The organism is Marinobacterium litorale DSM 23545 (genome assembly GCF_000428985.1).
Lineage (GTDB): Bacteria > Pseudomonadota > Gammaproteobacteria > Pseudomonadales > Balneatricaceae > Marinobacterium_D > Marinobacterium_D litorale.
On the sequence record NZ_AUAZ01000002.1, the window covers coordinates 1 to 21,858 of the forward strand.

Genomic DNA, 21,858 nt, shown 5'->3' on the forward strand with positions numbered 1-21,858 from the left:
ACCCGGTTCATCATGCTCGTCGGGTTCGAGACTATGTTGAGAGTCTCGACGGCAAGCTCAGGTTGTTCTTCCTGCCGCCGTACTCGCCGGAGCTGAATCCTGACGAGTCTGTTTGGGGCTATATCAAATACCATCACGTCGGTAAAAAGATCATTAACAGCAAAGAACAACTTCGGAGCACTGTTTACCGGCAGCTTCGACGTTTGCAAAAATTGCCACGACTATTGAAATCGTTTTTTGGCCATCCGGATTTGGCTTATATCTCCGGGTAATGTTCGCTTACTTTATTTCGAATTAGTATATTCAAGTCGAGATAGCCAAAACCGGATTTTCGGGCTATGCACTGCATTGATGCAGTATTTCCCTTAGCATTCCGAAAGAGTAGGTTTAAGTGCGCTCGACGACACCCTGTAGATCTTAGAGCCTGATGGTTTCACCGTGGATCAGTGGCTTAACATTTAAGCGCGTGCTGTTAAGAACAGAAGCCGCTATTTCCTCTTCAAAGCCCACCTTCAAGTGGGTGGCACGCAGGTCGGGTTTGTAGGTGAGCACGTTTTCTACCCAGGAAAGTTGGCTTGCCGTCATATGTCCGCTGTCTTCAGCAATCGAATGCGCTTCGTCACTGAATGAGATATCAGCGATCACCAGTTGTGGTTGCAGCCGGTTGATGGCCTCCCAGAATGGGCGGTGAAAGCTGGAATCACCGGTGAAGGCGAAGCTGTTCCCCCCTTTACTGATGAAAAAGCCGCTTGTGGGGCTGGGGTGTTCTGCGGGCAGCGAAGTGACGGTGTAGGGGCCTATACTGCAGGTTGTCCCTGTGTCGATGGGGTGGTAATTGAGAATTGGGCGCGTATCCGGTAATGCGCTGAAGTCAGGCCAAACCACCCAGTTAAAAATGTGGCGCTTTAAAGCCTCGATCACGTCCGGCAGGGCGTGAACGGTGACTGGCTCCTTGTGTTTATCGTAGATGGTTGCCAGCATTAAAGGGAGGCCTAGAATATGATCCAGGTGCGCATGAGTGATAAGCACATGACGAATTTCGAGCAGGTCATCGATAGGCAGGTGCTCTATCCCGGAACCGGCATCCAGCAACACCGCTTCGTCAATACGAAAACAGGTGGTTTTGAGTCCGGGCCCTATGCCCCCGCTACAACCCAGTATCTCGATCTTCACAGTGTCCTCGCACGTACCGGGATTCCTGTCCGTTCCCGTGTTACCAGTGTGAGTCTAACGTTCTATCAAGGCAAGGAGTAGTCCTCAGGTGAACAGTGATCAAGCAACCAGTGGCTTTTATGCCGCGTTAATGGCGATTGTCCGCAGCATTCACCTTGCCGAGCATTTTGACAGCGCGCTACCTGAGGTCGAGCCTGCCATTCTCGACCTGCTGAATGCTGAGCGGATGACCATCTATCAGCGCGATGTAGCGACCAGTGATATCGTTTCCCGTTATAAGTCCGGCGACGATCTGGCTGAAATACGAGTTCCTATCTCAAATACATCGTTAGCCGGTTATGTAGCGCTGACCGGCAAGTCTTTGAATGTTTCCGATGTTCGCGATGCGAATGAACTGAAATCGATACACCCTCAGCTTAAATTCGATGATCGGTTTGAACGCCGCACGGCGTTTCGCAGCCGGTCGATGCTCGTTGTACCGATATTCAGTGGCCAGATCCTACTCGGTGTACTGCAGTTGATGAATCGTAAGGGCGGCGGTGCCTTTACGGAACGAGATGAGGAGCGGGCACGGAAGTTGGCGGAGTTGATCGGCCAGAAGTTTAAATATGACCTGGGCTGCACCAGCTCTCCGTATGAGGGGTTGGTTCGGAGCGGGGTGATACAGAAGCAACAGCTGAAAAAGCTGACCGAGACGATGGTCGAGGGGCGCTCGGTGGGGGAGCTTCTGCTGGCACTGCCCAATGTAACGAAAGCTGACCTGGGGCGCTCACTGGAGCTCTTTTATCAGGTTCCGTTCTTACCCTATGATCCCGATGAGTATCAACTGCATCCGGTGTCCGAACGTATCAATCCAAGCTTTCTCAAAGCCAATCATCTGGTGCTGCTTGCTCGCGAGGGCGATGAGGGTGTTACCTTACTGACGGATGACCCCAGTGATACATCACGTATCATGCTTGTTGAAAATATTCTGGGGGATCTGACGCTTAGAGTGTGTTGCGGACTGAGAAAGGATATCCAGCAATATCTCGGACTGGAGGCGATGCCCGATGTCAGCCAGGGCAATCTGAGTAGTTTACTGGATGAGCTGGAAGAGGAGCCGAGCGTCGATGAGTTCGGCCAGGACGATTCGGACGAGGTATCGGAAGAGGACTCGACCGTTGTAAAACTGGTTAACCGGGTACTGGCAGACGGACGTCGCCTGCGCGCATCCGATATTCATATTGAACCGGCCGGAACGCGGGCGCCTACGCGGGTGCGGATGCGTATCGATGGGGTTTGCCAGGAGATCATCCAGATTCCGGCCTCTCATTCCCGTGCCGTGATCGCGCGTCTCAAAGTGATGGCGAAACTGGATATTGCCGAACGCCGTTTGCCACAGGATGGGAAATTCAGCACCTCTCTAAAAGGGCATCGTCAGGAAGTTCGTGTCGCGACGATTCCCACCGTGCATGGGGAGGGCGTCGTACTTCGTCTGCTGCAAACCGGTGAACCCCTGAAGTTTGATGACCTCAACCTTTCCGACGTGAACCGCGAGGGCATTACCGAGATTTTGCGACACCCCCACGGCATCTTTCTGGTGGTGGGGCCTACGGGTTCGGGTAAAACAACGACGCTTCATGCGGTACTGGCAAGGCTAAACTCACCGGATCGAAAGATCTGGACGGCGGAGGACCCGGTCGAGATTACCCAGCCCGGCCTGCAGCAGGTGCAGGTGAAGCCGGCGATCGGATTCACATTCGCCAGTGCGCTGCGTGCATTTCTCAGGGCAGACCCCGACGTAATACTGATTGGCGAAATGCGAGATCCCGAGACGGCTCATGCCGCGGTCGAAGCTTCGTTGACGGGTCACCTTGTGCTCTCGACATTACATACAAACTCCGCCCCAGAGACCATTACACGGCTTCTCGATCTGGGGATCGACCCGGTCTCTTTTGCCGATGCGCTGCTGGGTATCCTGGCGCAGCGTCTGGTGAGGACGCTTTGTGAGCACTGCAAGGAGGAATACCTGGCGACGCCGGAGCAGGTTCAGTATCTTCAGCGACTGTACGGGAAGAGCGCCTGGGTGGAGCTGAATGCGGGTGACGAGCCCCACCTGTATCGGCCTTCGGGATGTTCCAAGTGCAATGAAACCGGTTATCGGGGCCGAATCGGTATTCACGAGCTGCTGATTTCCGGTCCTGACATGCGCGATCTGGTCTATCGCAAAGCCAGTGTGTCAGAGATCAAAGCAGCGGCGATCAACTCGGGTATGCGAACATTGCTTCAGGACGGCGTACGCAAAGTCATCGCTGGCAAGATAGACCTGGAGCAGCTGCATCGCGTTGCCGTCTGAGACAGGCGCTCAGGCTGCGTAGCCCGGTAGGTTGTTCAAATCCGGCTCATCAATCTGGTGCTCCGCCATAAACTTGTCGGCATACTGCCGATAAATGCGCTGCTTGACGAATATGCGGAACAGGTCTGCGTCAAGATGGCCGTCTTCCACCTTACGGCCAATAATCGTCAGTGCCTGTGACAGTTTCATGCCGGGCTTGTAGGGCCTGTCGGGTGCGGTTAGCGCCTCGAAAATATCCGCGATACACATGATACGTGCGCGAACCGTCAGGTCCTCGGATTTGAGTCCTTTGGGGTATCCGGTGCCATCCAGGTGTTCATGGTGATTGACAGCGATATCCGCAACTTGGCTTAGGTTTTTGGGGTAGATCAGCGAGTGCAGCATGCGGTCGGTCACCCGTATATGGTCACGCATGATTTCGATCTCTTCCGGCAGCAGTGTGCCACGGGCGATCGACAGGTTTTTCAACTCATCCGGCTCTATAAGGCGACGCTGGACACCATCCACACCCTCCCATTCGATGGCGGCGAGCTGCTCTAGTCGGGCTAAGGCTTCATCAGTGATAAATTCGCCGCCTTTGTTTACCGATCTGAGAAACTCCAGCTCATCATCCAGCTCAGCTATTTTTCGTTCACACCGTTCAACAGCCTCTTCACCGGGATCCTGGCGCAGGGTGTCGATCAGCAGCGACTGTTGGTATTCGCGCATGCGCCCGGCGACCAATTCGATACGGTCGAAAATCTTTTCTAGTTTGGTGCCTTTTTCGATCACCGACTCGGGTGTGGTTATCTTGCCACAGTCATGCATCCAGGCTGCGATCTTGAGTTCATACATCTCCTGATCGGTGAAGTTGAGTTCACCATACTTTCCTTCATTGGCTTCGCGAACTCCCTGGGCAAGCATCATGGCAATTTCGGGCACTTGCTGGCAATGGCGTCCGGTAACGGGCGATTTGTAGTCAATACCCTCGGCGATCAAACGAATAAAGGACTCGAAAAGCTTGCGTTGAGCGTCAATCAGGATGCGTTGGGTGAGCACGGTGGCAGCGATGCCACCCAAGGCTTCGGCCAGCATTGCCTGGTGGGGTTGAAATGGCACGACTTGATCATCGTCATCCAACGCGTTGATCATCTGCAGGACACCGATGACTTCGTCTTCATGGTTGGTCAAGGGTACACACAGAAAGGAACGCGACTCATAGCCAAAATGTTGGTCAAATTTGTGGGTGCCAGAGAAATCGTAGCGAGTCTCTTCGCGAATATCCGGTATGTTGATTGTTTGGCCGGCGACGTAGGCACGGGCAACAACCAGGTCAGATACCTCACCATCCTCCTTGTACAGGGGGATGGGAGCAATAGAGGGCGCGTTCTCTCTTATGTTGAGGCTCAGGTTTCGCAGTACACTGAAGTTCAGTTTGCCATCCTGATAGATGTAAAGTGTGGCACCATCGCTGTTAAGAAGGTCAAGCGCTGAATCGACGACTTGTTCCAGAATTATCTGGTGGTCGGCTTCGGTTTGTAGCGAAGAGGCGAGCCGAGCCAGGTGCTCCGCCACCGAAAAGCTGTTTTTTTCGTGCTGCATTACCAAACCTCCCTTGATCACGGTGTGCCGATACCGTCTCCCACCATAATAGACCCTAATAGTCCTGACTTTGAGCAAAAAAAACCCTCTTCTGGCGAAGAGGGTAGGCAAAGTGCAAACAACTCCAACGGCCGGAGCTGCAAGATGGGATGCGATAGGTGAAGAGAGACACCTGTCGCGTCCTGATCCTTCAGGACATCTTAAATATAGCGCGTATTGTGCAATGCACAATAGAGAAGAGTCTGTTTTTTAAACAATTTGGTTATAAAAATAGGCTTGTTTACTGCGGTGCACCATTAGTCCTCAATCCTGACCAGCTGGGTATAACGGAATGGATGAGCCGGATAGGTGCCGATAACCCGAACCGTTTTGGCGAAGAAGTGCAGCTCCTGCAGCGCGTATTGCATCGCCTGTTCGTGAGGGTGAGCTTCTACATCCAGGTGAAAACTGGAAACCTGCATGGTGTCTGACTCCATGTAGCTTTCCAGCTTGACCATGTTGATGCCGTTGGTGGCGAATCCACCCAAGGCTTTATAGAGGGCAGCGGGCAGGTTTTTGACGGCGAACATGATGGTGGTCATGAAGCGCTCGTCGGGATCCAGTGCGGGCATCTGGCTATCTTTGGCCAGAATAATAAAACGGGTCGTATTGCCTGTTTTGTCCTGGAAGTTTTCCCGCAGTATCTCCAGTCCATAAAGCTCTGCCGCCAGACTGGAGGCAATCACGGCGTGGTCACGGCGCGCCGTGGCGGCAAGCTCTGAAGCAGATCCGGCGGTATCCAGAGCGGCTATCGGTGTCATCCCGAGCTGCTTCAGGTTTGTGTCGCACTGGGCCAGCGCCTGAGGGTGTGAGGAAACGGTACGGATATCTTCGATTCGAGTACCTGGCATGGCGAGTAGACAGTGATTTACCGGCTCGAAGTGCTCACCGATAATGTGCAACTGAGTCTTTGGCATTAAACGATAGATCTCTTCCACACGACCAGCGGTGGAGTTCTCCAGGGGAATCATTGCCAGACGTGCTTCGCCGTTGTCGACCATGAACATGGCGTCGATAAAGTTTTCGCAGGCATGGGCCTCCATCTCCGGATAAACGCGGGTGCAGGAGAGGTGTGAATAGGCGCCGGGGCAGCCCTGGTAAGCGATAATGTTATCGGCGGTGCTCATCGTTTCATCGATCCATCAAGGTGAATACAGAGACTCATTATCGCATAGCAACAACCCCCGCAAAACAGGCCGTTAAGTGTACTTGGCCTGCGTTCAGCCTGTAATATTCGCTGTCGACTGAAAGGAGTAACCATGACCCCTGAACGTGAACAGCGACTGCTGGCGATTCTCCGGCGTCGGCAGCCGGATCTGACCTTGATCACCGATAAGGTGCATAAACCCAGAAATATCGCGGCGTTGGTGCGTAATTGTGATGCTGTTGGCATCCCGCGCATGCATGTCGTCAAACCGGACCATGAGTATCGTCGTTACCGGGGCACATCGCGCGGTAGTGATCGCTGGGTCGATTCAGTGCTGCATGAGTCGCTGGACGATGCGATCGGTGCGGTGCGGGCCCAAGGCATGAATATCTATGCGGCACATCTGTCGGAGTCTGCGGTGGATTTTCGAAAGGTGGATTACACCCGGCCCTGCGCCATACTGATGGGAGCCGAGAAGGCGGGTATCAGTGCTCAGGCTGCGCTTGAGGCGGATGCGCATATCACGGTACCGATGATGGGAATGGTGGAATCGTTAAATGTGTCCACTGCCGCCGGCGTTATCCTGATTGAGGCGCAGCGCCAGAGGATGGAAGCCGGGCTTTACGATCTGGATCGAATGCCTGCAGAGGAGACAGCCCGACATATGTTTGAATCGCGCTACCCTAAAATAGTGGCTCACTGCTTGACCGCCGGACTGGATTATCCTGCCTATGATGAACTCGGCGAGCTGGTTGACCCCGGCGAAGTCCAGTCATTGTTAGCACGACGCGCTTAAGCCACGGTCACCGATGCTGTCTTTCCGCCCCCTCGTTCTCATGCTCGTTTATGCAGCGACGGTCATTTTACTGGCTTTCGAGGGCGCCTCATATGTGCGGGGCTGGTCGTTGGCGCGGTTGCATGCCGAGGGTACCGACCGATTACTGGGTAATATTACGCAGCTGCGTACCGCGCTTGATCAATACCGCTATCTGCCTTTTGTACTTACCCAAAGCCGCGAAGTGCGCAACCTGTTGGGTTCCGGGCGAAACGTGGAGAGCGATTCCGTTAACCGCTATCTGGAGCAGATCAACCTGGTGGCTGGCTCCAGCGCGCTGTTGGTTCTGGATACTGAGGGTGTGCTGCGCGCCTCCAGTAACTGGCGGGATCAAAAAGCGGTCCTGGCAATGCCTCAGGCCCAGATGCGCTATTTTAAGCAGGCAATGGCCGGTAACGAGGGGCGTCAGTTCATTCATGAGGGGCGTTCCGGCAGGACCTCGCTTTATCTCTCAGCGCCTATTTATGATCGCCAGCAGTTGATCGGTGTTGCCGCCATGCGGCTCGAGCTGGACCAGCTGCGGGAGCATCTGCCCTTTGAACACCCCTTTATGATCAAGGATCTGGCGGGGAACAGGCTTTTCAGTCTATTCGCGCCTGAAACTCTGCCACCGGTAGAGCCTGAGCTGCTGGCGGATGGTACGGGTGTAGAACTGGTTAGAATCGAGCGTACGCCCCATATGCGCTTTAGTGTGACCCTGGACGACCTGTCCTGGGAGATCAGTATTTTACTGGATGCGCGCGCGGTCCGTCAGCAACAGCAGCTGGCCGCCGGCGGTATTGCCGGTGGGGGCATCGCGCTGGGGTTGTTGCTGCTTTATGTCCGGGAGTCCCGCCAGAAGCGGGCACTGCAGCGGGCTCAGGCACGGGAGAGGGCGCTGATCCAGGAGCGTCAGCAGGATATGATCAGTACGGCGCAGGTGGGTCTGATCAATATTGATCGTACCGGGCATATTCAGTTTATTAATCCCATGGCGATGCAGCAGTTCGGTGTGTCGGTGGAGCTGATGAAAAATCGCCCGGTTGAAACCCTACTTGGTAGTGGTGAGGCAACAGGGTTGCTGAGAGAAACGCTGGCCAAGCTGGGAACCGCTAATTTCAGGCCGCTGACCAATGCAGAATTGGTTGGGCGCCGCTCGGATGGAACGCTATTCCCGATGATGGTTTCGGTGCGAGGCATGGCACATCACCCGGAGCTGGGCTACCTCGTGACAGTGATCGACATCAGCCGGCGCAAGCGTCTGGAGCAGGCGTTGCGCGAGGCGAACGAATCACTGGAACAGAAGGTCACCGAGCGAACCCGGGCGTTGGAAGAAGCTCAATCGGAGTTAGTTCAGGCGGGTAAGCTGGCCGCATTGGGGCGGATGTCCGCTTCCGTGGTGCATGAACTCAACCAGCCGTTGACCGCGATTCGTACCTACCTGGCGATCGCGCGTCGGCAGATCGAGAATCCGGCGATGCTGGCTGACAATATGGATCAGCTGGAGGGGCTGGTTGATCGCATGGCGCTGATCACCGGGCAGCTGAAGACCTTTGCCTATCGCAAGCCCGAAAAGCTCGAGCCGGTGGCCCTGGATCAGTCCATTGACCAAGTACTCGCTTTGTTCAAGGGGCGCTTTGATGAAATGCAGCTCCAGCTTGAGTATCGATCGCCGTCAGGTGCTATCTATCTGGCCGGTGACCAGGCCCGTTTCGAGCAGGTGTTGATTAATCTGATCAAAAACGCCTGTGACGCCATGCAGCATGAACCAGAGCCGCACCGATTGGAAATAGGCGTGAAAGAGCGGGACGATGGGGTCTGTATAGAGCTGTCAGATAACGGTCCCGGGATTGATCCCGAGTCTTTTGACCAGCTCTTTGAGCCCTTTTTTACCACCAAGGAGGTGGGGTCGGGGCTGGGGCTCGGCTTGGCTATTGTAAAATCGATCGTACGAGACCTGGGTGGCGATATCGATGCATTTAATCGGCCCGAGGGCGGGGCCTGTTTCCGCCTGCGCATGAAACGTTACACCGATCCATCCAATGATGAGGAACTATGAGCCCAGAATTACCCGCCGATGCCAGCGCTGAATGCCGCTGTGTAATGCTGGTCGATGACGAAGCGATGGTGCGTGAGTCGACCTCTCAATGGCTGACGATGTGTGGCTTCCATGTAGAGACCTTTTCTGACGGCGAAAAGGCCCTGGCGCAACTGCATGAGGACTGGCCGGGCGTATTGCTCTCCGATGTCCGGATGCCCGGCATGGATGGCATGACGTTGATGCGTGAAGCGCAAAAGGTGGTACCGGCTTTGCCGGTTATTCTGCTGACCGCTCACGGTGATGTGGATATGGCGATTGGTGCCATGCATGAGGGTGCCTACGACTTTATCGAGAAGCCGTATGTGCCGGAACGCCTGGCCGAAACGATCCAGCGAGCCTGTGATAAACGTCGTCTGACCCTGGAAAACCGGCGTCTCCAGCAGGACCTGGCCAGCCGTTCCGGGTTGGACGCAAAGCTGATCGGCATCTCACCGGCAATCCAGCGTGTCCGGGAGGAGATCCTGATGCTCGGCCAGTTGGATACCAATGTGATTATCTACGGGGAGACCGGCACCGGTAAGGAGTTGGTCGCGCAATGCCTGCACGAGTTCAGCACACGCGCGGCGCAACCCTTTGTACCGATCAACTGCGGCGCGATTCCCGAAAATCTGATCGAAAGTGAGTTGTTTGGGCATGAGGCCGGTGCCTTCACCGGTGCCAGCAAACGGCGCATCGGTAAATTCGAATATGCCAGCGGTGGTACGCTGTTTCTCGACGAGATCGAGAGTATGCCGCAGAACCTGCAGATAAAACTGCTGCGTGCGCTTCAAGAGGGGGTCATAGAACGGTTGGGCTCAAATCAACCGATTACGGTCGATCTGCGTGTCGTGGCAGCGGCCAAAGTGGATCTGCGGGAGGATGAAGGGTTTCGCGAGGACCTGTTCTATCGGCTATGTGTGTCGGAGCTGCACCTGGCCGCATTGCGGGACCGTGCTGACGACATACCGCTGCTGTTTGCTCATTATGTGAGCAGGGCTGCAACCGATCACCAACGTTCCCCGCGGCCGCTCAGTGATCATGATATTGATGCGTTGCAAGCCTACGCCTGGCCCGGCAATGTCCGTGAACTCAAAAATGTGGCGGTACGCTTTGCGCTGGATCACCGGGTAACGGCAGCCGAACTGCTGTCACGGGGCGCTCCGCCGCTGGTAACGGCACGGATCAATCAGCGCCATTTACCACTGGCCGTGCAGGTTGCGGAGTTCGAAGCTCAGGCGATTCGCCGTGCGCTGCAAAACCACCAAGGCAATATTAAAGCCGTGATGGAAGAGCTGGACTTGCCCCGGCGAACACTGAATCAGAAGATGCAGCGCTATGGGTTAGCGCGAGAGTCGTTTATCGGCTCAGAGCAAAGGTAGGCGAATTTTTGCTTATCCGATCCGTGATTGATGAGCGAGATTTTGCCTATCTCTCACGAGTTGACTGTATGTTTTTGTGTTAAATCCTTAAAAATCAACGAATTAAATTTATTTTCAGACCTGGTCCAAGGCTTGCTATAGAAATAAGGATTGCTGAAGCAGATAACGGTATGAACCCGTACCCCGGTTAACCGTTTGCTCAAATCCGCTTACAAACACAAGAAGGATGCAGGAATGAAAATCAACAAGCGTAATTTCGTTAAAGGTATGGGCTTGGCTCTGGCTGTGGGCGTGGCGACCGGTGCGACCGGTATCGCTCAGGCTGCCGAGGATGGCCGCTCCTATATCCTGGCAACCGCGTCCACCGGCGGCACGTTCTACCCGGTGGGTGTGGCGCTGGCGACGCTGGCCAAGGTTAAGCTGGAACCGACCACCGGCCTGTCGATCTCCGCGATCAACTCGGCCGGCTCCGGCGAAAACGTGAAGCTGCTGCGTGAGAACGAAGCGCAGTTCGCGATTCTGCAGGGCCTTTACGGCGCCTGGGCCTGGGAAGGTGAGGGCCAGCTGCAGGAGTCCGGAAAGCAGGAGTACCTGCGCTCCGTCTCCATGTTGTGGCAGAACGTCGAGCAGTTCGTGGTTCGCTCCGAATACGCCGATACCGGCACTATCATGGACCTTAAAGGGTTTGAAGGCCGCAAATTCTCCATCGGTAAGAAGAATTCCGGTACTGAGGGCTCGGGCCGCACCATCCTCGGTAACCTGGGCATTAACCCGGATAACTTTAACCTGGCCTACATGGGCTATGGTCCGTCTGCGGACGCCATGCAGAACGGTGCCATCGATGGTATGAACATCCCGTCCGGTGTGCCTACTTCAGCCATTACCCGTGCCTATGCGGCCATGGGCTCTGATATCCAGATTCTGGATTTCACCGACGAGCAGATGGCTCAGGCGAATGGTCGCTACAAGCTCTGGACTCGCTACACCATTGCCGAGAATACCTACCCGGGTCAGACAAAGGCGATCAATACGATTGCTCAGCCCAACTTCCTGGCGGTGCGTCATGACGTGTCCGAAGAGGATGTTTACCAGCTGACCAAAACCATCTACGAAAACCTGACCTTCCTCAACGGCATCCATGCAGCCACCAAGGCGATGGCGGTAGAGAAAGCGATTGCGGGTCTGCCGGCACCGCTGCACCCCGGTGCCGCCCGTTACTACCAGGAAGTCGGCCTCGAAATTCCTGAGCACCTGATCGCCCAGTAAGGCGAGCAGTCGGGAGTTACCTTCCTGAAGTCGGTCCGACCCCGCACGCAGCGGGGTCGGCTCGTTGGTAAATAAGAGGACCGAACCCATGACGGCAACGCCTTTGGATGATCAGCAAACAGCTGACCGCCTTAAAAGCCTGGAGCTGACGCGGCGGGACGATAATTCGTTGGCCGGTCGATTCATCTACTGGGCCGGCGTACTGTTCGCGCTGGCGCATATCTATTTCAATACCCTTGGCACAATGTCCGAGCTCTGGGTTTCGGCGATTCACTTTGCCGGATTCGCATTGATTACGGCGCTGATGGTACCGATCGCCAAGACGCAGTCACCGGGCAAAGCCAAACTGTTGCTTGGGATCGATCTGGCAATCGGGCTGATTGCCGTTGCAACAACGATTTACCTGATGGTGTTTGAAGACGCACTCTATGATCGGGGTGTGCATTTCATTACGTCGGATTGGTTTGTGGCGATTATCGCCATCGCGATTGCGCTGGAGATGACCCGCCGCACCACCGGCTGGTTTATCCCGTCACTGATCGTTTTTGCACTGACCTATGTATTTTGGTGGGGGCAGTACGTTCCAGGCATGTTCCATTTTCCGGGACTGACGCTGGAGACTGTTCTTTTCCGCAGCTACTTTTCGTCCGAGGGGATGTTTGGTGCTATCGCCCAGATCTCCTGGACCTATGTGTTCATGTTCATCCTGTTCGGTGCCTTCCTGGTTAAATCCGGTGCCGGAGATTTTATTATCGAGCTCTCCCGCTGTGTGGCGGGGCGATTTGTCGGCGGTCCGGGCCTGGTCGCCGTTTTCGGTTCCGGTCTGATGGGCTCGGTTTCTGGATCGTCCGTTGCCAACACGGTTTCCACCGGTGTTATTACGATCCCGATGATGCAGAAAGCCGGCTTCCCGGCGCGTTTCGCGGCCGGTGTCGAAGCCGCCGCATCCACGGGCGGGCAGTTGATGCCGCCGGTCATGGGGGCGGGTGCCTTTATCATGGCGTCTTACACCCAGATCTCCTATGTAACTATTATTGCGGTCGCCGCACTGCCGGCGTTGCTTTACTTCCTGTCGGTGGGTTTCTACGTGCGTGTTGAGGCTAAGCGCTCTCATGCTGAGGCCGTGGAGATGAACGCTCGCCCCCTCAAAGAAGTATTTAAAGAGGGCTGGCACTGCCTGTTGCCCATCGTTGTCCTGGTCGTACTGCTGATCAAGGGGTTCACGCCCACCTATGCGGCGGGTATTTCGATTATCTCTGTCGTTGTGGCGTCCTGGCTGTCGCCGCGCAAGATGGGGGTGCGTGACGTCCTGGATGCGCTGGCGCAAGGGTCAAAAAACATGGCAACAACCGCCATGCTGTTAATCGCCGTCGGTATTGTGGTGAACGTGGTGGCGATGACCGGTATCGGTAATACCTTCTCGCTGATGGTCACCGACTGGGCCGGTGGCAGTTTGCTGATTACCATTGTCTTGGTTGCTTTGGCCTCCTTGGTGCTGGGTATGGGACTGCCCGTGACTGCCGCCTATATCGTGTTGGCGACCTTATCCGCGCCGGCATTGTATAACCTGATGGCTGAGCGTGAACTGATCGACCTGATCGCATCCGGACAGCTGCCGGAAGCGGCGCGGACCATTTTCATGCTGATCGACCCCAATGCGATGACAGCGCTGAGCCAGCCCATGCCACCGGCTGATGCCGCGGCGCTGGTGGCGCAGGTACCGGCGGACTTCAAGAGTCAGCTGCTGCAGCAGGCGCTGGATCCGGCCATGCTTTCTATGCTGCTGCTCTCTGCGCATATGATTATCTTTTGGCTGTCGCAGGACTCCAACGTGACGCCGCCGGTGTGTCTGACGGCCTTTGCTGCAGCGGCTATTGCCCGTACGCCGCCCATGGCGACTGGCTTTACCGCGTGGAAGATCTCCAAGGGGCTTTATGTCGTGCCTCTGCTCTTTGCCTACACGCCCTTTATCGGCGGTAGCTGGGAGGAGGTATTGACGATATTCACATTTGGCATCCTGGGGATGTACGCCTTTGTCGGTTTCATGGAGGGGTATTTGGAAGGGCGTCTCAATATTTTCCTGCGCCTGGCCAGCGGGGTGTGCGCGCTGGGCCTGCTTTGGCCCCACGGCAATCTGTTCTACGACCTGTTGGCCGCCGCCGCGTTTGTCGCACTGTTCCTTTACAGTCGGCGGTTCGATCAGACTAAGGCGGTTCCAGCCACGGTCTGATCCCGTCTCGTAACCGGCCTTTCGAGCACCTTGGCCGACGGCTCTCTTCTGAGGGTCGTCGGCCTTTTTCGTTTAGGTATCCCGTTCTGTGTAGAGTGCTTATATTCGCCGTTCTTGGCTGGATGGCTACAATTACGCTTTGAGTCTTGTCGGCGAGCGCCCTATCATGTGCGCCCTTGTTTAACACGGATGGAGTTCAGGTTTTGTCCAACGAGCAATTTGTTCCGGGTCAACGCTGGATCAGCAACACCGAAGCCGATCTTGGCCTCGGCATCGTTATCGAATGCGTCAACCGACGGGTGGAAATAGGCTTCCCCGCGGTTGTCGAACAACGCACCTATGCGATTGATAACGCGCCGCTGAGTCGGGTGATCTACGAGCCGGGAGAAGTTGTCCAGAACCATGTCGGTGACTCTCTGACCATCATCGAGCGGATGGAGAACCGCGGCTGTTATATCTACCGCTGCGAAGATGAGCAGGGCGGGGAAGTGATCCTGCCGGAGCCTGAACTGAATAGCGCGGTGCATTTCGCCCGGCCTGAGCAGCGCATGCTGGTAGGGCAGATCGACCGCCATGGGCTCTTCAAGCTGCGTGTACGTACGCTTGAACACCACCATCGGCTGATGAGTTCGCCGGTGTACGGCTTGCTGGGGGCGCGTGTTCAATTGTTGCCACACCAGTTCCATATCGCCTGTGAACTGTCATCCCGTGAGCATCCGAGGGCGCTGCTGGCTGATGAAGTGGGCCTGGGTAAAACCATCGAGGCGGGCCTGGTACTGCATCAGCGTCTGATCTCCGGGCGTGCCAGCCGTGTCTTGGTTGTGGTTCCGGACAACCTGACGCACCAGTGGTTGGTTGAGTTGCTGCGCCGTTTTAATCTGCGTTTCACGTTGCTCGACGAAGCGCGCTGCGAAGCGTTGCTTGATGCCGAAGAGGGCGGCAATCCATTCGAAACAGCGCAACTGGTGCTGTGCCCCCTGTCGTTGCTTACCCAGCGCGAGGCGCGCCTCACTCAGGCGCTGCGTGCATCCTGGGACCTGCTGGTGGTGGATGAAGCTCATCATCTGGGCTGGTCCCCAGCCGGGGCCAGCCATGGTTACCGGTGTATCGAGGCGCTTTCTCAAGCTGTGCCGGGAGTATTGCTGCTAACGGCGACGCCCGAACAACTGGGCCCCGAAGGGCATTTCGCCCGTTTGCGGTTGTTAGACCCGGAACGCTATCACGATCTCGATACCTTTATGGCCGAGAGCGAGCGTTTCCATCACCTCAGCCAAATGATCGCGCCGCTGCTGGACGAGGAGGGGCCTGATCGCCTGGCGGCCGATACGCGACTGCAGCATGCAGTGAGCGAATGGTTGGGCGATAAAGCGCTGGGAGAGTGGTTGGCTCTGCCACTGGAGGAGCGTCAGGCGGGCCTGGATCACCTGATAGCTCAACTGGTTGATCGTCACGGCACGGGCCGGGTGCTGTTTCGTAATACCCGCGCCAGCGTTAAAGGGTTTCCTGAGCGGCAGTTAGATGCCATCCCGCTGGAGATGCCCGTTGTCTATGAAGATGAAGCGGTCACCGCAGCGCTGTCTGATGTGTTGCATCCGGAAGTACTGCTCGGTGATGAGTGGGTTGAAGTAGACCCCCGCGTAGAATGGTTGGTGGATTTTCTACGCGACCACAAACGGGAGAAAGCCCTGGTAATCTGTGCACGGGCCGAGACGGCGGTGGCATTGGAGGAGTATCTCAATCTGCGCCAGGGGTTAAGAACCGCCGCATTTCACGAAGGGATGTCGCTGATTAATCGTGATCGGGCGGCCGCTTATTTTGCCGATACCGAGCTGGGCGCACAGGTGCTCATCTGCTCCGAGATAGGCTCGGAAGGTCGAAACTTCCAGTTCGCCAGCCATCTGGTGCTGTTTGATCTGCCGTTGAGCCCGGACCTGCTGGAACAGCGTATCGGGCGGCTGGACCGTATTGGTCAGCGCGCCGATATCGAAATCCATGTGCCCTACTACCAGGACAGCGCCGTTGGCGTGCTTCTCGACTGGTATGACAGCGGTCTGGAAGCGTTCTCCCGGGTTTGTGCCACCGGCGAAGCGCTCTACCATCAGTTTGCCGGTGAGTTACATGATTGTCTTGCCGATCCCCTTAATGCCGACGCGTTGGATCAGTTGATTGAGGATACCCGTAATGCGCGTATCGAACTTGAGTCTCGGCTGTCGGCGGGTAGAGATCGTCTGCTGGAGCTGGGAAGCTGTGACCGCGAGCGCGCCACGGCGTTGACTGAGGCGGTTGAAGCGGCAGAAGCGCGTGCAGAGCTCCAGGCGTACGCGGAGAAGGTCTTTGACCGTTTTGGTGTGGATACCCAACCTCACGGTGAAGATGGACTGGTACTGCATATGGGCGAACATATGCTCTGTCAGCTACCCGGCCTTGGAGATGACGGGCTGACACTGACGTTTGACCGGGAGCGAGCCCTGTCACGGGAAGATATCGAGTATATGAGCTGGGAGCATCCGCTGCTGGCCGGGACCATGGAGCTGATTCTGGCTGGCGAGTTTGGCAACAATGCGCTCTGTACACTCAAACTGCCACCGTTGCCGGCCGGTACACTGTTGCTGGAGGCGATCTTCCAGTTGCGCACCACCGCCCCGAAAGCGCTGCAGTTGCAACGGTATCTGCCAAAGGGGCTGGTTCGGGTATTGGTTGATGCCAATGGTCAGAACCTGGCGGGAGCGCTGGGCCATGCGCCGCTGAACAAACTGGCTGAAACCGTGTCCAAAGGGGCATCGCAAAACATGGTTCGTCTGGCCAGGGACCAGATAGTATCTCAGGTAAAACAAGCTAATACGCTGGCACAGAAAGAGCTGCCGGCACTGGTTGAGCAGGCACTGGAGCGGATGCACAGCGAGCAGGCTGCCGAGTATGAGCGTTTGCAGGCGCTTGCCGAGGTTAATCCCGGTATTCACCCGCAGGAGCTCGAAGCACTGGAGGTGCGTCGGCAGACGATGGCGGATGCACTGCAGCGTGCCGAATTAAAACTGGATGCACTTCGCGTGATCCTGGTCAGAGAGTAGAGCTTGCAGGTTGGTTTTTGGCAGGTTACTGTTTTTGAAGTATTCCATTGGGAGAAAGCGGGTTGCTTAAGGCTTCTCAATCGCGCATAAAGCCTGCTTCCAGCGTGAGTCTCTTCGTGCTTGCGCTGGTATTACTGTTGGGACAGGCCATCGCGTTCTATCAGAGTGCTACTCAGGCAGCTTCCGGGGCGGCGCTGGTCACCCTGCAGTCAATGGATATGACGGGTAACATGGGTGAGGGGGACGCGCACCTGTCCTCCTGTGAGGGTGCCGCGAAGTCCCAGGTACACTGCCGAATACCCTCCAGTCAGTTCAGCCATTCCACAGAGCAGCCCTGCTGTGAAATAGAGCAGGCGGCGCATTGCGCGGGTGGTCATTGTGCGCCCGGTACGGCACTGTTTGTTACGACACTGTTTGAGCCGCCTGTGTTGGGTGAGGTTTCTGTTATCGATATCCGCTCGGTTCCTTCTGAGGGCCACAAAACCCTGCCCTGGCAACCACCAAAAGTTAGCCGAACAAGTGCCGCCTGAGTGCCGTTGAGGCCTGGGCGTCGCGCAGCATATTTCGCGTTTACTGCGTTTGATTTCGGATTTAACTTTGAGGAAGTGTCATGTCTTTTGTTTCTACTACAACCAAAACCCTTTTGCTGCTTGGTGCCCCTGTGTTTTTGGCAGCCTGCTCTGAGAGCTCCGCGACCGATAGTAATGCGACGGCACATGCTGCAAAAGCGGCCGAGGTGGTCGAGTTGGATGTTTACAAAAGCCCGACCTGTGGTTGCTGCACCAGCTGGATTGAACATGCGGACAAACATGGTTTTGCATCTACCGTGCATCACCCGGATGACCTGAATGCTGTGAAAGATCAGTATGGTGTTGCCGCTCGGCTCCGCTCCTGCCATACCGCTGTCTCCGAGGCTGGGTATGTTTTCGAAGGGCACGTCCCGGCGAAGCTCGTTACACAGTTTTTGAATAATCCGCCAGCCGGTGCAATCGGTTTGTCGGTGCCGGGTATGCCAGCAGGCAGCCCTGGGATGGAGATGGGGGACCGCTTTGATCCCTATCCTGTTGTCCTGATGAATAAGGATGGCACCTTCTCCCTCTATCAGGAGATCAACGAGCAGGAGGAGCAGTACTGATGTCTTTAGCAACCGCTTTTAAGGCCTTGGCCCTATCGTTGACTTTCTCAGTGTCTGCGTCGGTATTTGCCCATACCGGCCTGAAAGAGAGTTCGCCGGGGCAGGGCGCCGTGGTTACCGAGCCGGTGGGCGAAATTACACTCTCGTTCACGGGGCCGGTCCGGCTGGTTAAAGTCGAAATGATCAGCGTGGATGCGGGCGCAGTCGATCTGGATTTTCTTCCTTCGATCGGCCCGGGCACTGACTTTGAAGTGGGCGTTCCTCCACTTCAGCCCGGTCAGTACCGGGTCGACTGGATGGCGATGGGCGCGGATGGCCATAAGATTACGGGCCAGTTCGAGTTTAGCCGGCGTTGAAAAACCAGGCTGTGAGCGAGTGACGACGGTCAGGAACAGCTGTCTGGGGGCAGCTGTTCTGCCCGGTTTTCGAGTACGAGCTGGCGGAACCACCTGTGCATAGGATCCTGATGAAAGCGCGCGTGCCAGTAGAGATAAAACTGGATGATAGGCTGTGGGATTTCTGAAGGCAGAGGACGGGTCACCAGCTTATGGCTTTGGCATAGCCGTTCAGCCAGGCGGGCAGGAACCGCGAATATAAGATCGGTGTGCTCACAAAACTCCGGGATATTGAAAAAACTGGATAGGCGTGCTGCAACTCGGCGCTGATAGCCCATCTGTTTCAGATGCATATCGACAATGGCGGGTCCCTTGCCGCTGATTGAGACAAACCCATGGGCAGCGCTGAGATAACGCTCCAACGTTAGCTCCCCCTGCGCCAACGGGTTCTGCTCGCTCATCACGCAGAGCGAATAGGTGCGATCGATCTCGGCTCGGTGGAATTGGTCAGTTGCAAAATCCGGCTCCTGGCCGCTCAAGGCCAGGTGGAGTTCGCCCCTGGCGAGGCTGACAAAGTAGTCCGCCGGCTTCGATAGAATCTCCAGGCTCATGCCTGGGGCCTGGTCACGTAGCCGTTTCATGATATCCGGCATGTAGAGAGCCATTTCCATATCGAGGGCGCCCACTCGCACTGTCTCCGAAGCGCTGCTCGGGTCAAAACTCATGGGTGCGACCATCTGCTTAACGCCGGACAGAACCGTTTTGAGTGTAGGTTGCAGGTAGCGTGCACGCGCGCTCAGATCATAGCCTTCATCACCCCGTACCAGCAGCGGGTCGGAAAACATCTCCCGCAGCCGTGACAGTGCCCGGCTCACTGCGGGTTGGCTCATCTCTAGCCTTTGTGCGGCCGCCGTTACCTGTCGTTCCTCCAGTAGCGCATCAAGGATGACAAGCAGGTTTAGATCTAAAGATCGTATATTCACATCGCGCATATTTGAAATCACAAATATTCATTTGAGGCATTTAGTGTCGACCTTTATGCTCTGCATTACAACTTTATTGATGCAGTGCAGGGCGAGAATGGCAGAGAGTCAGGAGCAGCGAGGCGACGTTCAGAGCTACGGGCGTTTCACCGTTTTTATTCATTGGCTGATGGCGTTGGCCATTATCGGTATGTACCCATTGGGACTCTATATCGACAGCCTGACCTACTATGATGCGGCTTACCAGACGGTGCCTCATTGGCATAAAAGTATAGGCCTGATGGTGCTGGCTGCTCTGATCGTACGCGTTATCTGGAAGCTGGTAACCCCACAGCCCGGACCGATCTCCAGCCATGGTGCCGTGGTCAGGCTGGCCACGGTAATCGGGCACCTGTCCCTGTACCTGTTGATGGCGATCACGCTTATATCCGGGTACATGATTTCTACCGCCGATGGCGATCCGATCCAACTGTTTAACTGGATCTCAGTGCCCGCGTTGCCGGCTGTGGTCGAGAATCAGGAGGATGTGGCCGGTGATATCCACTATTGGAGCGCAACCCTGTTGATTGTGCTGGCGGGTATCCATGCCCTGGCGGCTCTGAAGCACCATTTTATCGACCGTGATAACACCCTTAAACGTATGACGGCTATTAACTAGGAGTGAGTATGAAGAAGCAACTGATTAAAGGTCTGGCCCTGGCGGGTCTTATCTCCACGGCCCCTCTGGCGATGGCTGCAGACTATGCGATCGATACCAAGGGGCAGCACGCATCGGTCCATTTTAAGATCAACCACCTGGGCTACAGCTGGGTGGTGGGCCGTTTTAACGATTTCAGCGGCAGCTTCAGCTACGATGCCGAGAATCCCTCTGCATCCTCTGTGCAGGTTGAGGTGGATACGACGAGCCTGGATACAAACCACGCGGAGCGCGATAAGCACTTGCGCAGCGGTGATTTTCTGGATGCCGACACCTATCCGACCGCGACGTTCGTCAGCACTGGCTTTGAGCCCAAAGCCGATGGCAGTGGCGTAATCACCGGTGACTTGACGCTGCGCGGTGTCACCAAGCCGATTACCATCGAAATGAGCAAGGTGGGTGAAGGTGAAGATCCCTGGGGTGGTTACCGTGCCGGTTTTACCGGTACCACCGAGTTCAAGTTGAAGGATTTCGGTATCGACTATAATTTGGGTCCGGCTGCAGAAACCGTGTACATGCAGCTTGAGGTTGAAGGCGTTCGCCAGTAAGCCTGAGACTCCACCGCCCCTCGGGGCGGGCAGGAGGTCCACGCGCCTGAGTTAAGGTGCATCGGCACCGCCTCACAGGGATGTGAGGCGGTGTTTTTATATCCGGGTTGTTTTTCCGCTATCCTGACTATTGTCGCTGTTTGAATATAAAAGCCCTGTGTTATGCTGAAACAGGCTCGGCGCTGCCTGGCTGCCGGAGATGCGAAGGGGGAATTCGTGCGGGAACAGAAAAACTTTCGCCGCTTAGGGTGTGCGGAATGTGCGCAGGGTTGCGCATTGGATTTTGATTTCACCATGGCGCTCCAGCCCATCGTTGACATACGGGAACGGCGGGTTTACTCCCACGAGGCCCTCGTGCGAGGCATCGGGAACAAGCCTGCGGGATGGGTGTTCGAGCACGTCAATGACGAAAACCGGTATCAGTTTGATCAGACATGCCGAGTGAAAGCGATCGAACTCGCCAGCCGGCTGAATCTGGATACCTTTCTCAATATCAACTTTCTGCCCACCGCCGTCTACCGGCCGGAGCTCTGTATACGCACAACACTGGAAGCCGCCGAGCGTTTCGGGTTTCCGGCAGAGCGAATTATTTTCGAGTTTACCGAAGTGGATCGGGTGGATGATGCAGACCATCTGCAATCCATTGTTAACTACTATCGTCACCTCGGATTCAAGACCGCCATCGATGATTTTGGGGCCGGGTACTCCGGACTCAATATGCTGGCAGATACGCCGGTAGACATCGTTAAACTCGATATGGCTCTGATCCGTGATATCGACAAGGACCGGACGCGTCAGGCGATTTTACGCGGTGTTTCCCGGATCTGTGCGGAGCTGGGGACGACCCTGATCGCAGAGGGGGTCGAAACCGCAGAGGAGCTTAAAGTTCTGCAGGACGAAGGTGTCGAGCTGATTCAGGGCTTCTACTTCTCTAAACCCATCTACGAAGGTGCGGGAGAAGTTTCAGAGACGCTGTACCTCTGATCCCGCCCCTTGGTTGAAATTTTCTCCGGTGGCTACCACCTTTAAAGGTGTGTTTGGCTACTCG

18 protein-coding genes are annotated in these 21,858 nt (G+C 55.9%); 14 read left to right on the plus strand and 4 right to left on the minus strand.

Annotated features, from left to right (window positions below; all coding sequences use genetic code 11):
- Positions 1–272, plus strand: a 272-nt coding sequence (locus tag G403_RS0101550; RefSeq protein ID WP_027852428.1) for a transposase, incomplete at its 5' end; no start/stop codon positions are given.
- A 145-nt stretch (positions 273–417) separates the two neighbouring features.
- Here the strand turns inward: G403_RS0101550 and G403_RS0101555 are convergent.
- Complete coding sequence (locus tag G403_RS0101555; RefSeq protein WP_036232196.1) at positions 418–1,173, minus strand: 3',5'-cyclic-nucleotide phosphodiesterase; 756 nt, start codon at positions 1,171–1,173, stop codon at positions 418–420.
- An 88-nt stretch (positions 1,174–1,261) separates the two neighbouring features.
- On the opposite strand from G403_RS0101555, the gene G403_RS0101560 reads away from it, so the two are divergent.
- Positions 1,262–3,508, plus strand: a complete 2,247-nt coding sequence (locus G403_RS0101560) for a GspE/PulE family protein (RefSeq protein WP_027852430.1) — start codon at positions 1,262–1,264, stop codon at positions 3,506–3,508.
- A gap of 9 nt (positions 3,509–3,517) precedes the next feature.
- Here the strand turns inward: G403_RS0101560 and G403_RS0101565 are convergent, their stop codons facing one another.
- Positions 3,518–5,089, minus strand: coding sequence for a GAF and HD-GYP domain-containing protein (locus G403_RS0101565; protein WP_036232199.1), 1,572 nt, complete (start codon positions 5,087–5,089; stop codon positions 3,518–3,520).
- 296 nt (positions 5,090–5,385) lie between these two features.
- The gene (locus G403_RS0101570; protein ID WP_027852432.1) at positions 5,386–6,255 is read right to left on the minus strand and encodes a prephenate dehydratase; all 870 of its coding nucleotides are present in this window, start codon (positions 6,253–6,255) and stop codon (positions 5,386–5,388) included.
- A 132-nt stretch (positions 6,256–6,387) separates the two neighbouring features.
- Here G403_RS0101570 and trmH point away from each other — a divergent pair, with 132 nt between their 5' ends.
- From trmH to G403_RS0101615, 9 genes are all read left to right on the plus strand, one after another.
- The gene (gene trmH / locus G403_RS0101575) at positions 6,388–7,071 is read left to right on the plus strand and encodes a tRNA (guanosine(18)-2'-O)-methyltransferase TrmH (RefSeq protein ID WP_027852433.1); all 684 of its coding nucleotides are present in this window, start codon (positions 6,388–6,390) and stop codon (positions 7,069–7,071) included.
- A gap of 109 nt (positions 7,072–7,180) precedes the next feature.
- On the plus strand, positions 7,181–9,148 hold the full coding sequence (locus G403_RS0101580; RefSeq protein WP_211232627.1) for a sensor histidine kinase: 1,968 nt from the start codon (positions 7,181–7,183) through the stop codon (positions 9,146–9,148).
- Positions 9,145–10,548 (plus strand): sigma-54-dependent transcriptional regulator, encoded by a 1,404-nt coding sequence (locus G403_RS0101585; protein ID WP_051298379.1) that lies wholly within the window; start codon positions 9,145–9,147, stop codon positions 10,546–10,548. The genes G403_RS0101580 and G403_RS0101585 overlap by 4 nt, the downstream gene beginning before the upstream one ends.
- Positions 10,549–10,782: 234 nt before the next feature.
- Complete coding sequence (locus G403_RS0101590) at positions 10,783–11,814, plus strand: TAXI family TRAP transporter solute-binding subunit (RefSeq protein ID WP_027852436.1); 1,032 nt, start codon at positions 10,783–10,785, stop codon at positions 11,812–11,814.
- A gap of 88 nt (positions 11,815–11,902) precedes the next feature.
- Positions 11,903–14,044, plus strand: coding sequence for a TRAP transporter permease (locus tag G403_RS0101595; protein ID WP_027852437.1), 2,142 nt, complete (start codon positions 11,903–11,905; stop codon positions 14,042–14,044).
- Positions 14,045–14,247: 203 nt separating this feature from the next.
- On the plus strand, positions 14,248–17,112 hold the full coding sequence (rapA, locus tag G403_RS0101600; protein ID WP_027852438.1) for an RNA polymerase-associated protein RapA: 2,865 nt from the start codon (positions 14,248–14,250) through the stop codon (positions 17,110–17,112).
- Positions 17,113–17,174: 62 nt separating this feature from the next.
- The gene (locus tag G403_RS0101605) at positions 17,175–17,642 is read left to right on the plus strand and encodes a hypothetical protein (protein WP_156899623.1); all 468 of its coding nucleotides are present in this window, start codon (positions 17,175–17,177) and stop codon (positions 17,640–17,642) included.
- A gap of 80 nt (positions 17,643–17,722) precedes the next feature.
- The gene (locus G403_RS0101610) at positions 17,723–18,247 is read left to right on the plus strand and encodes a DUF411 domain-containing protein (protein ID WP_027852440.1); all 525 of its coding nucleotides are present in this window, start codon (positions 17,723–17,725) and stop codon (positions 18,245–18,247) included.
- Positions 18,247–18,603, plus strand: a complete 357-nt coding sequence (locus tag G403_RS0101615) for a copper resistance CopC family protein (protein ID WP_051298380.1) — start codon at positions 18,247–18,249, stop codon at positions 18,601–18,603. The genes G403_RS0101610 and G403_RS0101615 overlap by 1 nt, the downstream gene beginning before the upstream one ends.
- A 29-nt stretch (positions 18,604–18,632) precedes the next feature.
- Here the strand turns inward: G403_RS0101615 and G403_RS21800 are convergent, their stop codons facing one another.
- Complete coding sequence (locus G403_RS21800; RefSeq protein WP_084403890.1) at positions 18,633–19,574, minus strand: LysR family transcriptional regulator; 942 nt, start codon at positions 19,572–19,574, stop codon at positions 18,633–18,635.
- A gap of 88 nt (positions 19,575–19,662) precedes the next feature.
- On the opposite strand from G403_RS21800, the gene G403_RS0101625 reads away from it, so the two are divergent.
- The 3 genes from G403_RS0101625 (at position 19,663) to G403_RS0101635 (ending at position 21,794) form a co-directional block, all read left to right on the plus strand.
- Positions 19,663–20,223 (plus strand): cytochrome b, encoded by a 561-nt coding sequence (locus G403_RS0101625; protein WP_027852442.1) that lies wholly within the window; start codon positions 19,663–19,665, stop codon positions 20,221–20,223.
- 8 nt (positions 20,224–20,231) lie between these two features.
- Entirely contained in the window at positions 20,232–20,810 is a 579-nt protein-coding gene (locus tag G403_RS0101630; RefSeq protein ID WP_027852443.1) for a YceI family protein, read from the plus strand.
- 216 nt (positions 20,811–21,026) lie between these two features.
- Positions 21,027–21,794 (plus strand): EAL domain-containing protein, encoded by a 768-nt coding sequence (locus G403_RS0101635; RefSeq protein WP_027852444.1) that lies wholly within the window; start codon positions 21,027–21,029, stop codon positions 21,792–21,794.
- The last annotated feature ends 64 nt before the right edge of the window (positions 21,795–21,858 follow it).